10 protein-coding genes and 1 riboswitch are annotated in these 13,303 nt (G+C 35.8%); all 10 genes read left to right on the top strand.

Going from position 1 to position 13,303, the window contains the following annotated elements; all coding sequences use genetic code 11:
• Positions 1–105 precede the first annotated feature (105 nt).
• The 10 genes from ACFFLS_RS15325 (at position 106) to ACFFLS_RS15280 (ending at position 13,241) form a co-directional block, all read left to right on the top strand.
• A complete protein-coding gene (locus ACFFLS_RS15325) occupies positions 106–687 on the top strand; it encodes a precorrin-2 dehydrogenase/sirohydrochlorin ferrochelatase family protein (RefSeq protein ID WP_115888196.1) in 582 nt (193 codons plus the stop codon).
• 188 nt (positions 688–875) lie between these two features.
• Entirely contained in the window at positions 876–1,928 is a 1,053-nt protein-coding gene (locus ACFFLS_RS15320) for an NAD(P)/FAD-dependent oxidoreductase (RefSeq protein WP_274252254.1), read from the top strand.
• A 347-nt stretch (positions 1,929–2,275) separates the two neighbouring features.
• Positions 2,276–2,410: a hypothetical protein gene (locus tag ACFFLS_RS15315; protein ID WP_379684619.1), complete on the top strand. Its 135-nt coding sequence runs from the start codon at positions 2,276–2,278 to the stop codon at positions 2,408–2,410.
• A 535-nt stretch (positions 2,411–2,945) separates the two neighbouring features.
• Positions 2,946–3,062, top strand: a riboswitch (SAM riboswitch).
• A gap of 284 nt (positions 3,063–3,346) precedes the next feature.
• The gene (locus ACFFLS_RS15310) at positions 3,347–4,351 is read left to right on the top strand and encodes a homocysteine S-methyltransferase family protein (RefSeq protein WP_379684620.1); all 1,005 of its coding nucleotides are present in this window, start codon (positions 3,347–3,349) and stop codon (positions 4,349–4,351) included.
• Positions 4,352–4,380: 29 nt separating this feature from the next.
• Positions 4,381–5,382 carry a PDDEXK nuclease domain-containing protein gene (locus ACFFLS_RS15305; RefSeq protein ID WP_379684621.1) on the top strand — a complete coding sequence of 334 codons (1,002 nt, stop codon included), beginning with the start codon at positions 4,381–4,383 and terminating at the stop codon, positions 5,380–5,382.
• Positions 5,383–5,681: 299 nt separating this feature from the next.
• The gene (gene metH / locus ACFFLS_RS15300; RefSeq protein ID WP_379684622.1) at positions 5,682–8,357 is read left to right on the top strand and encodes a methionine synthase; all 2,676 of its coding nucleotides are present in this window, start codon (positions 5,682–5,684) and stop codon (positions 8,355–8,357) included.
• Positions 8,358–8,438: 81 nt separating this feature from the next.
• Positions 8,439–9,395 (top strand): methylenetetrahydrofolate reductase [NAD(P)H], encoded by a 957-nt coding sequence (metF, locus tag ACFFLS_RS15295; protein WP_379684623.1) that lies wholly within the window; start codon positions 8,439–8,441, stop codon positions 9,393–9,395.
• 213 nt (positions 9,396–9,608) lie between these two features.
• Positions 9,609–10,262: a class I SAM-dependent methyltransferase gene (locus ACFFLS_RS15290; protein WP_379684624.1), complete on the top strand. Its 654-nt coding sequence runs from the start codon at positions 9,609–9,611 to the stop codon at positions 10,260–10,262.
• A 189-nt stretch (positions 10,263–10,451) separates the two neighbouring features.
• Positions 10,452–11,675, top strand: a complete 1,224-nt coding sequence (locus tag ACFFLS_RS15285; protein WP_379684625.1) for a dicarboxylate/amino acid:cation symporter — start codon at positions 10,452–10,454, stop codon at positions 11,673–11,675.
• A 159-nt stretch (positions 11,676–11,834) separates the two neighbouring features.
• Positions 11,835–13,241, top strand: coding sequence for a pyridoxal phosphate-dependent decarboxylase family protein (locus ACFFLS_RS15280; RefSeq protein WP_379689509.1), 1,407 nt, complete (start codon positions 11,835–11,837; stop codon positions 13,239–13,241).
• Positions 13,242–13,303 lie beyond the last annotated feature (62 nt).

Genomic DNA, 13,303 nt, shown 5'->3' with positions numbered 1-13,303 from the left:
TAGGAACATCTCATCGGTAGAAAAAATGTTTCCAATTAATATTAATTTTCCGTTAGGAACATCTCGTAGGTTATTCTAATTTTGATTAGAAGAAAAAAGATTAACATGGAACAAAACGAATTATATCCAATATTTCTAAAGCTTCACAATTTAAATGTATTAATTGTAGGCGGAGGAAATGTAGGTCTGGAAAAGCTTTCATTCTTGCTCAAGTCAAGTCCAAATGCAAATGTTGAGGTCGTAGCGCCAGATTTTCATTTAGAAATTAAAGTTTTAGCCGAAAATCATCCTTCAATTAAATTGACGGAAGCGAAGTTCAAAAAGAAAATGCTTAAAAAACGTCACATGGTAATTGCCTGTACAGACGATTTGAAAGTGAATAAAAGAGTTTACGAATTGTCGAGAAAACGTTATTTGATTTGCAATATCGCCGATACGCCGGATTTATGTGATTATTATTTAGGCGGAATCGTAACAAAAGGAAATGTGAAAATCGCCATTTCGACAAACGGAAAATCGCCAACAACGGCAAAGAGATTGCGTGAGTTTTTCGAAGAAGTAATTCCGGAAGATATCAATCAAATGGTTGAGAATCTGAATGAATACCGAAAAACCTTAAAAGGCAATTTTGAAGAAAAGGTTAAAAGAATGAATGAGATTACCTCTTCATTAAAAAATAAAGAATAACAAAAGTTCCGAAGGAACGATTTATATTGTAGCGTCGGGTTTTAACCCGATGGACACATAGAATTGAATAACGTCGGAATCAATCCGATGGATGAAATTTCGAAAGAAATGAATGATAAAAATCATTGATTAAAGAATAAATTATTCGTTTCTTTGTATTATTAAGAATGATTATAAACAACAACATAATGATTAAAACAGATATACTTATAATTGGAGCAGGACCAACAGGTTTATTTGCCGTATTCGAGGCAGGATTATTAAAATTAAAATGCCACATTTTAGATGCATTGCCTCAACCAGGAGGACAGCTTTCAGAATTATATCCTAAGAAACCAATTTATGATATTCCTGGATTTCCAGAAGTTTTAGCCGGAGATTTAGTTGACGGATTAATGGAGCAAATCAAACAATTTGAGCCAGGTTTTACATTAGGAGAACGTGCAGAAACAGTTGAAAAGCAAGAAGACGGAACATTCATTGTAACCTCAAACAAAGGAACTAAATTCCACGCGCCGGTTATCGCAATCGCAGGAGGATTAGGAAGTTTCGAGCCTCGTAAACCACTTATCGAAGATATCGAGTTTTATGAAGATAAAGGAGTAAAATACTTCATCAAAAATCCTGAAAAATTCAGAGACAAAAGAGTTGTTATTGCAGGAGGAGGAGATTCAGCATTAGACTGGAGCATCTTCTTGGCAAATGTAGCTTCAGAAGTAACTTTAATCCACAGAAGAAATGAATTCAGAGGAGCTCTTGATTCTGTAGAAAAAGTACAGGAATTAAAATCAGCTGGAAAAATCAAACTAATCACACCGGCAGAAGTTATCGGAATCAACGGAGCAGAGCACGTAGAATCTTTAGATATAGAAGAAAACGGCGCACACCGTAAAATTGATTGCGACTATTTTATTCCACTTTTCGGATTAACACCAAAATTAGGTCCAATCGGTGACTGGGGATTAGAAATCGAGAAAAATGCCATCAAAGTAAACAATGCATTAGATTACCAAACCAACATTCCAGGAATCTTTGCTATTGGAGACGTAAATACATATCCAGGAAAATTAAAGTTAATTCTTTGCGGATTTCATGAAGCAACTTTAATGTGCCAGGCGGCATACGGAATCATCAATCCAGGTAAAAAATACGTATTGAAATATACAACAGTATCAGGAGTAGACGGTTTCGACGGAACTCGTAAAGAAGCACCAAAAGCCGTTGTTAAAGCGATAGTCTAAGTTGCTAAGACACTAAGATTTTTATATAGAAAGCTCAAACTTTTATAGTTTGGGCTTTTTTTATTCTAAATTGTGCGTGATTTCAAACAAGATTTCGAGTGCTTAATGTTGATTATTAGTATTTTAAATAAATCAGAAAAATGTAATTAATCAAAGTAAATAGGCTTCATTATTAAAACATCTTCAGTAAAAACATCTTATAACCTTAACATCTTAGCAACTTCAAGTTAATATTAGTCATTTAGAAGCTTAGTAGCTTTGCATTAAAATGAAAAAATAGTTTTCAGTATTTGAATAACCAGTTAAAAAGTGGTAACTTTAAGAAAGTATTAAATAAATTATCTATTATGAACAATTGGAATGAAGAAAAACTACTAGAAGAAGAGGCAAAAATTGACAATGAGATGAGCATGGCAGATAAGGAATTTACAGATCATCAGGAAGTCATTGATACATTTCTAAAATGGGACAGAAGTTTTTAAATAAACCATCTGATTTATTGAACGATACATTCATTTTTTGAGTGGAAAAGTAAAAAATAGAAAGCCTAAACTTTAAATGTTTGGGCTTTTTTATTCCGTACATAAAATCTCAGTAGCATAAAAATAGAATAGAAAAAATTCTGTACGCAAAAAAAACTCCAGCGGAGCGACATATTATAGATGTGTCGCTCCGCTGGGCTTTCATTTGGTTTGTTAATCGTTTTCTATAAATATTATGCTCCTCTGAAGCTGAACTATTGATTAAGCAAAAAAACGCAAAGTAAATCTCAATTTTTTTATAAAAAACAAAACATATGAAACATAGCCAGTGGTTTCAACCACTGGAACACAACGAATAGATGCAACGCATAATCACAATACGTTCCCCGTGGTTAAAACTCTGGGATATATTTGAAAAATAAGATCCGAACTTTAAACTTAGTAACTCAGTATCTTAGAGTCTCAGCATCTTTAAAAAAACATTTGCAAATCGAAACCCTATTTCATACCTTTGCACTGTTCTTAAAATTATTGTCAGTTATCACGAAAGGCGGAGGGATAGACCCGATGAAACCTTAGCAACCCTTTATCATAAAGAAGGTGCTAAATTCTACTTTATACGACATTTTCTAGTATTAAAGATAGATAACACAAATACATACTCGTATTTCTCAAAACTTTTCCAGACAACATACAATATTACTGAAACAGATGCTGTATCAGGAGCGAATCATTGGCGCATTTTTGCAGTCAATAGTTCCCGCTTTCGCCTATATCTCTCCATTTCATTACGAGGATACCGGCTCAATCGGGGCTAATGAGCCAGTAATAGTGCACTTTTGGAATTTATGTAAAAAAATATCGAAGGTAAATAGAGCCTTCAAAATTAAAAATAAAAAAAGCTTTGTGCCTTAGCGCCTTAGCGGCAAATACAACATGGCAATTACGATAAAAGAAGCAATAAAAAAAAATATCCTAATCCTAGACGGAGCAATGGGAACAATGTTGCAACGCTATAATTTCTCCGAAGAAGATTTCAGAGGAGAGCGTTTCAAAGATTTCCCGCATCCGTTAAAAGGAAACAACGATTTACTATCTCTAACACAACCGCAGGCGATCCGCGATGTTCACGCTGCGTATTACGAAGCTGGCGCTGACATTGTAGAAACCAATACCTTTTCAGGAACAACAATCGGTATGGCCGATTATCACATGGAAGATTTGGTTTACGAGCTAAATTACGAATCGGCTAAAATCGCAAGACAAGTAGCTGATGAGTTTACCGCAAAAAATCCGGAAAAATCACGTTTTGTAGCCGGTTCAATCGGACCAACAAACCGTACCGCAAGTATGTCTCCAGATGTAAACGATCCGGGTTACAGAGCCGTAACATTTGACGATTTGAGAATTGCGTACAAACAACAGGCAGAAGCCTTAATGGATGGTGGCTGTGATTTACTTTTAGTAGAAACGATTTTTGATACATTAAATGCAAAAGCAGCACTTTTCGCTATCGAAGAAGTAAAAGAAGAACGCAATCTTGATATTCCAATCATGGTTTCAGGAACGATTACAGATGCTTCAGGAAGAACACTTTCCGGACAGACTGTTGAAGCGTTTTTGATATCCGTTTCTCATATTCCGTTATTAAGCGTAGGATTCAATTGCGCTCTTGGAGCCGATTTGCTGAAACCGTATTTAAAAACATTAGCGCATAATACAAGTTTTAATGTTTCAGCACATCCAAATGCAGGATTGCCAAACGCTTTCGGTCAATACGATGAAACACCAGAACAAACTCAGGCTTTCATTAAAGAATATTTAGAAGATAATTTAATCAATATCATTGGAGGTTGTTGCGGAACAACTCCGGATCATATTCGATTAATGGCTGAGGTTGCAAAGGATTATAAACCGAGAGTTGCGCCGGTTTTTGAATGATGATCTAATGAAGGTATTAATTGCTAATTATGAGTTTAGAGAAACAACCTTATAGCGAACTTATCGATAAAATTGGTAGTTTGTTGCAACAGGGAAGGCAACAAGCTGTACAATCAGTCAATACAATTTTGGTGCAGACTTATTGGTACGTAGGTCAGCACATTGTAGAGTTTGAGCAAAAAGGAAATGAAAAAGCTGAATACGGAAGTCAATTATTTGAAAGGCTTTCAAAGGATTTGGTACAAGCCTATGGTAAAGGGTTTAGTAGATCTAATCTTTTATACATGCGTAAGTTATATCTATCGTTTCCAATAAGTGAGACACTGTCTCACTTATTGACTTGGAGTCATTATTTTGAAATTTTAAAAGCTGACTCGGAATTAGAAATTAATTTTTATGCTAAACAATGTCAACATGAACGTTGGAGTGTAAGAGAATTAAAACGTCAAATGAAGAGTTCATTGTTTGAAAGATTAGCTTTGAGCAAAGACAAAGAAGGCGTTTTGAGATTGGCTAAAGAAGGACACATTGTAGAAAATGCAGAAGATTTAATTAAAGATCCTTTTGTATTGGATTTTTTAAATATTCCTGAACAACATCAATATTTAGAAAATGAACTGGAAGAAAAAATCATTTCCAATTTACAGCAGTTCATTATGGAAATGGGAAAAGGATTTGCGTTCATTGGCAGACAATACCGAATGAGCATTGGGGGAAAACATTTTTATTTGGATTTGCTTTTTTATCATCGAATATTGAAATGTTTTGTTTTGGTAGATTTGAAAAGAGGCGAAATTGATCATCAGGATATTGGTCAAATGAATTTGTATCTGAATTATTTCAAAAAAGAAGAAGCAACTGAAGGAGATAATGAGCCAATTGGTATTGTATTGGGAGCACACAAAAATCATATTTTGGTTGAATATGCTACTGATAGTATTACAAACAAGGTTTTATTGAGCAAATATCAATTGTATTTACCAGATAAAAAAACGCTTCAGAATCAATTGGATAAATTGCTGGAAGAATAAAATAATAAAAATTAAAATTCATAAATCGTCTTGTGAAACCGAGACCGCGTGAGGGATAGAAGTGAAAAGCCCGCAGTCTCGTCTTTTGACGAGACGAGGACTTGTAACGGATAGCCCGACCCGGAGGGACACGCCCAAAATATTTAAAAAAATAATAGTTTTTTAAACCTATCGATTCTGATAGGTTTGAATTAAAAAAGAAGAAATACCTACAAGGTTCTAAAAACCCCGCAGGAAAGAAATAGAATAAAAAAAACTTAGAACCTCAGTATCTCAGGATCTTAGTAACTTAGAAAAAAATGACAGAAAAAAGAAGAGACCTTGTATTATCAGGATTAGAACCGTTGATTATTACGCCGGAAAGTGTTTTCGTGAATGTTGGTGAGCGTACAAACGTAACAGGTTCAAGAAAATTCTTGAGATTAATCAAGGAAGAGAAATATGACGAGGCGCTTGATATTGCAAGACAGCAGGTGGAAGGTGGAGCACAAATCATCGATATTAATATGGATGAAGGAATGCTTGATGGTGTTACCGCGATGACTAAATTTTTGAATTTAATTGCGGCAGAACCAGATATTTCGAGAGTGCCAATTATGATTGACAGTTCGAAATGGGAAATCATTGAAGCCGGTCTTAAAGTAGTACAAGGAAAAAGCGTTGTAAACTCGATTTCGTTAAAAGAAGGCGAAGAAGCTTTTATTCATCATGCGAGATTAATCAAACGTTACGGCGCGGCGGCAATTATTATGGCTTTTGACGAAGTTGGTCAGGCCGATAATTACGATCGTCGTGTGGAGATTTGTCAGCGTTCGTATGATATTTTGGTGAACAAAGTTGGGTTTCCTCCGCAGGATATTATTTTCGATTTGAATATTTTCCCGGTTGCAACGGGAATGGAAGAACATCGCTTGAACGCTTTGGACTTTTTTAGAGGAACAAAATGGGTTCGTGAAAACTTACCTCACGCGCATATCAGTGGTGGAGTGAGTAACGTTTCGTTCTCTTTTAGAGGAAATGACACGGTTCGTGAAGCTATGCACTCGGTGTTTTTATACCACGCGATTAAAGAAGGAATGACAATGGGAATCGTAAACCCAGAAATGTTGACGATTTACGATGATATTCCGAAAGATTTATTAGAACACGTTGAAGACGTAATTTTAGATAGACGTGACGATGCTACGGAACGACTTTTGGATTTTGCAGAAAATGTAAAAGGCGAAGCAAAGAGCGATGAAAAAGTAGTTCAGGAATGGCGTTTTGGAACTGTTCAGGAGCGTATTACACATTCATTGGTAAAAGGAATTGATGCTTTTATTGAAGAAGATGTTGAAGAAGCACGTTTGGCTGCGACAAAACCAATTGAAGTTATTGAAATCAATTTGATGACAGGAATGAATGTGGTTGGAGATTTATTCGGAAGCGGAAAAATGTTTCTGCCTCAGGTGGTGAAATCGGCTCGTGTAATGAAAAAAGCGGTGGCTTATTTACTGCCATTTATCGAAGCGAGCAAACAAGCGGGAGACAAACAAGGAAACGGAAAAATCCTGATGGCAACTGTAAAAGGCGACGTTCACGATATTGGTAAAAACATCGTTTCGGTGGTTTTGGCGTGTAACAATTATGAGATTGTAGATCTTGGTGTTATGGTGCCTCCGGAAAAAATTATTTCGGCTGCGATTGAACATAATGTTGACATTATTGGATTAAGCGGATTGATTACGCCTTCGCTTGACGAAATGGTGTATTTGGCCAAAGAATTAGATAAACAAGGAATTAAAATCCCGATTATGATTGGTGGGGCAACGACTTCGCGCGCGCATACGGCCGTGAAAATTGCGCCTCAATATAGAGAAACTGTAATTCACGTTAACGATGCCTCTAGAGCCGTTACTGTTGCAGGAAACTTGTTAGATCATAATAGAAAAATATATGCGGCAGATATTCGTGCAGAATATGATTCTTTTAGAGAAACATTTTTAAATCGTTCAAGAGATAAAAACTTCCTGACGATTGAAGATGCCCGTAAAAATAAATTACCATTGGATTGGTCGGAATATACACCAACTAAGCCTAAAGTAATTGGCAAACAAATTGTCGAAGTTGAATTGGATGTTTTGGTTCCATATATCGACTGGACGCCGTTTTTTCAGACTTGGGAATTGTACGGAAAATATCCGGCAATTTTAACGGATGAGGTTGTGGGAGAACAAGCGACATCTGTTTTTAACGATGCTCAGGCAATGCTGAAAGTAATTCTGGAAGAGAAAAAACTAAAAGCAAAAGGTATTTACGGAATTTTTCCTGCGAATCAGGTTGATGATGACGATATCGAGTTACGTGATGAAAACGGAAAAGTGTTGGAGAAATTCTTAACGCTTCGTCAGCAGTCACAAAAAACAAAAGGTGCACCAAACATCGCATTAGCTGATTTTATTCTGCCAAAAGACAGCGGAATAGAAGATTATATGGGAGCTTTCTGCGTAACAACTGGTTTTGGTGTAGATGAATGGGCGGCGGAATATGAGAAAAACCTAGACGATTACAATTCAATTATGGTTAAAGCGCTTGCGGACCGTTTTGCTGAGGCTTTCGCCGAATATCTTCATGAGCGAGTTCGTAAAGATTTCTGGGGTTATGATTCAGAAGAATCTTTAACCAACGAAGAATTGATTAAAGAAAATTATAAAGGAATTCGTCCGGCTCCAGGTTATCCAGCTTGTCCGGATCACTTGGAAAAACCAACGATTTGGAAACTTTTAAATGTAGCCGAAGAAATTGGAGTTACGTTGACAGAAAGCATGGCGATGTGGCCAGCTTCATCGGTTTCAGGATATTATTTCGGAAACCCGAAAAGCCGCTATTTCGGACTCGGAAAAATAAAAGAAGATCAGGTTGTAGATTACGCCAAACGACGCAATGTCCCAACTGATTACGCAATGAAATGGTTGAATCCTAATATAGCAGATTAAAAGAAAAAGTTTCAAGTTTCAGGTTTCAGGTTCGGACGTAACTTGAAACTTGAAACTTAGAAAAACTTGAAACAAAAAAAGATGAAAGTAACAGAACATATAGAAAACGCCAAAGGAAAAACATTATTCTCATTTGAAATCATTCCGCCTCAAAAGGGAAAAAGCATTCAGGAATTATACGATAATATTGATCCGTTAATGGAGTTTAATCCGCCGTTTATTGATGTAACAACCTCTCGTGAAGAGTATATTTATATTGATAAAGGTAATGGACTTTTAGACAAAAAACTGACTCGTATGCGTCCGGGAACGCTTGGAATCTGCGCTTCTATAAAACATAAATACAATGTAGATACGGTTCCGCATTTGCTTTGCGGTGGTTTTACCAAAGAAGAAACCGAATACGTGTTGGTTGATTGTCATTATTTAGGAATCAACAACGTGATGGCGCTTCGCGGAGATGCTATGAAAGATGAGCAGTCTTTTGTGCCGAAAGCAGGAGGAAATCATTACGCAATTGATTTGGTTAAACAAATTAAAAATTTAAACTGCGGACAATACCTTCACGAAGTAATCGATACCGACAACAGAGCAGATTTCTGTATTGGAGTTGCGGGTTATCCTGAAAAACACTTAGAATCGCCATCTTTACAATCGGATTTAAAAAGATTAAAAGAAAAAGTAGATGCAGGTGCTGATTATGTCGTAACACAAATGTTTTTTGACAATGCTAAATATTTTGCTTTCGTAGAAAAAGCAAGAGAAATGGGCATTACAATTCCGATTATTCCTGGAATTAAGCCAATTGCGGTTCAAAGGCATTTACAAGTATTACCACAGATTTTCAGAATCGATTTACCAGAAGATTTAATCGATGCTGTTGATAAATGCAAAAATAATGCTGAAATCAAACAAGTCGGAATCGAATGGGCGATTCAGCAGTCATTAGAATTAAAAGCCGCTGGAGTTCCGTTTTTACACTATTATTCAATGGGTAAATCTGAGAACATCCGCCAGATTGCAAGTCAGGTTTTTTAGTTTTTTACTTGATATAATGCGTGTTTTGTCATTTCGACGAAGGAGAAATCTTCGCAAGTAACTCTGCAAAGAGAATCCAATCTTTGTCGAGCTTCTCGTGGAGATTTCTCCTTCGTCGAAATGACAAAAACAAACGTTAATTGGAATCTGACCCCAAGCAATAACAAATTGCTAAAGGATTTTGTTTAATTTAGAAGTTTAAATTTTCGAGTCATGAAACAAGAAGAACTACAAGCGATAGCCTCTCAATTAAAACATCCATCGGGAGAAAAAGGAATCGAAATGGGAAATATGATGAACGAAACAAACATCAATATGACCAAACATTCGATTCTGAATCTAAATATGTCAAACGAAAACCGAATTCTGGAACTAGGCCACGGAAACGCAGGCCACGTAGAATTTTTGTTTGAACAAGCCGAAAAACTAAAATATTACGGTCTGGAAATGTCGGAACTAATGTTTCAGGAAGCACGTCAGATCAATCGAAATTTTGTTTCTCAAAAACAGGCTTTCTTTTCACTTTATGACGGAAACGCAGTTCCGTTTGAAGACGAATTATTTGATAAAATATTTACTGTAAATACGATTTATTTCTGGCAGAAACCCGAAGAATTACTTTCGGAAATCTACAGGGTTCTAAAACCAAACGGGAATTTCTGTTTGACATTTGCCGAAGAAGATTTTATGAAAAAACTGCCTTTTACGCAATTCGAATTTGAATTGTACAGTACCGAAAAAGCGCAGGAATTAATCAAAAAATCAGATTTTAAAATCGTTTATACCGAAACACAGACAGAAGAAGTAAAAAGCAAAACCGGCGAATTGGTCGAGAGAGCTTTTACTACTATTGTGTTGGAGAAATAGATTTTTTTTGCCACAGATTACACAGATTAAAAAAGATTTTTTTCTTTTGCCACTAATTTCACAAATTTCCACTAATTAATTTGTTCATTTTAAAATCTGTGTAAATCACTTTAATCTGTGGCAAAAAAAATCTTCGCAGTTTTTTGAGTACTTTCATTCCTTATTATTAATCTTTTCTGATCTCAAATTATGGAAGTTAAGAAAATCAATTTTTTGCAGAGTTACAGCAGTATTTTATGGCTTCTTGGCGGTATCATAATCGGAAGTATTTTCGGATTGGTATTTGGAGAAGATGTACTGATCATAAAACCGTTGGGAGATATTTTTCTGAATTTACTTTTCACAGCCATTATTCCGTTGATTTTTTTCACTATTGGTTCTTCGATTGCTAATTTAGAACGAACAGAAAAATTAGGGAAACTGTTTGTTATCATGATTCTCGTTTTTCTGGCTACGATTTTGATTTCAGCAATTGTAATGATTTGTGCCGTTTATCTTTTTCCGATTCATGAAGATATTGCTATTGCAAAAGTTCCATTTGAAGAAGTAACATCAGGATCAGCTGGAGATCAGATTGCAAAACTGCTTACAGCCAATGATTTCTTCGAATTATTGTCTCGAAAAAGCATGCTGGCATTGATTATTTTCTCTTTTTTAGTTGGTTTTGCCACATTACAATCAGGAGAAAAAGGGAATGCTTTCAAGAGTTTCTTAGATTCAGGAAACGAGGTAATGAAACAGCTTTTGAATATCATCATGAAATCTGCACCAATAGGTTTGGGAGCTTATTTTGCTTATCAAGTTGGAGTTTTTGGGCCACAATTACTAGGAGTTTATGCAAAACCAATGGCGGTTTATTACGGAGCCTGTATTTTTTATTTCTTTGTGTTCTTTAGTTTATATGCGTTTGTTGCTGGCGGAAAAAAAGCTTTTAAAGTTTTTTGGAGCAACAATATTACGCCATCTCTAACAGCAGTGGGAACTTGCAGTAGTATTGCCACTATTCCAGCCAATTTAGAAGCAGCACAAAAAATGGGAATTCCGGCACACGTACGCAATCTAGTGATTCCGCTTGGAGCTCCTTTACATAAAGACGGTTCGAGCATGTCGTCCATCTTAAAAATAACTTTTTTGTTTGCTATGTTTGGGAAAGATTTTTCAGATCCTATGACAATTCTGCTCGCTTTAGGAATTACAGTTGTAGTTTCGATTGTAGAAGGCGGCATTCCGAACGGAGGTTATATTGGTGAAATCCTAGCCATAACAGTTTACGGTTTTCCGATGGAACAAGCGCTTCCGGTTGCGATGATTCTTGGAACTTTGGTTGATCCAATTGCTACTCTGTTAAATGCCAACGGAGATGTAATCTGTTCTATGATGGTTTCCAGATTTTCTGAAAAAACAAAATGGTAACTAGATTTTAAAAATCCCAAATCTTAAATCGCTCCGCATGTTCGCTATCGCTCGAGTCCAAAATCTGTGCGAGACCAAATCAGCAGTTCTTCAAATAAAAAATTATATAAAATCTGTTTTCATCTGAGTCAATCAGTATGAAATCTAATACTCTATACTATGAATTCAATATTACAACACGATTTAAATAACTTCGAAAATATCTTAGAAAAGGCAAAACTACAAGGAGTCGAATTTTTGAATAATCTAGAAAATATTTCAACTTCAAACAAAAATACAATTAATCCTAAACGAAACTTGAACGAATTAGGTTTAGGTTCCGATGAAGCTTTAAAAGAGTTTAAAGAACGATTAGCTCCTTTATTGGTTTCATCACCAGGACCTCGCTATTGGGGGTTTGTTACGGGCGGATCGACTCCAGCTTCTATCGCTGGTGACTGGTTAGCATCGATTTACGATCAAAATACACAGTCTGTAACATCTCAGGGAGGAAATTCGGCTTTAATAGAATTTGAAACGATTAATTTACTGCTGCAATTATTAGAACTTCCGGATTCATTTTTGGGCGGATTCGTTACGGGCGCAACAATGTCTAATTTTACCAGTTTGGGAGTTGCCAGACAATGGTTTGGAAAACAGTTTGGAAAAGATTTTGCTAAAAACGGAATCTCTGAAACCATCAATATTTTAACAGCGACTCCGCATTCTTCTTCCGTAAAATCATTGTCGATGTTAGGAATCGGAAGCCAGAATTATACGGTTGTAAAAACAATCGAAGGCAATCGTGAAGCTTTGGATATTGCCGATTTAGAAGAAAAAATAAAGGCCTTAAACGGAAAACCTTTTATCTTGATTTCTAGTGCAGGAACTGTAAATACAGCCGATTTTGATGATTTTAAGGCAATTTCTAAACTAAAAGAAAAACACAATTTTTGGTGGCATATTGATGGTGCTTTTGGCGGATTTGCTGCTGTTTCAGAAAAATACAAACATTTGGTAGAGGGTTGGGAAGGAGCAGACAGCATTACAATTGACTGTCATAAATGGTTGAATGTTCCTTATGAAAGTGCTTTTTATTTAATTAGAAAACAACATATAAATCTGCAGATTGAAACGTTTCAGAATTCAAATGCTCCCTATTTAGGAAATGCTTTAGAAAATTTTAATTACTTGAATGTAGTTCCAGAAAATTCACGCCGTTTAAGAGCCTTACCGGTTTGGTTTTCTTTGGTGGCGTACGGTAAAGAAGGTTTTCAGGATTTGATTGAAAAAAGTACGCTTTTGGCACTCCATTTCGGAAATGCTCTTATTGAACAAGATCATTTCGAACTCCTTGCACCAATCCGATTAAACAATGTTTGTTTTACTTTGAAAGGAAACGAAAATCAGGATAAAGTAAATGACTTTCTAGTAAAATTAAACGATACAGGAAAAGTATTTATGACACCGACTTTTTATCAAAATAAAAAAGGAATACGCGCTTCGTTTGTAAATTGGAGAACCACCGAAAATGATATCAAAATTGTAATTGAAGAAATGAAAGCCGTGTTTTCAGAATTAATTTAAAAAACAAAAGAGCCTGTTGAAAGGAAAAACAGGCTCTTTTTAACTAACACAAAAAAAAACAA

The sequence above is a fragment of the Flavobacterium procerum genome (genome assembly GCF_042431625.1).
In the GTDB taxonomy this organism is placed as follows: domain Bacteria; phylum Bacteroidota; class Bacteroidia; order Flavobacteriales; family Flavobacteriaceae; genus Flavobacterium; species Flavobacterium procerum.
The sequence above is the reverse complement of the archived record's forward strand: the minus strand, read 5'-3'. Positions and strand labels throughout refer to the sequence as shown.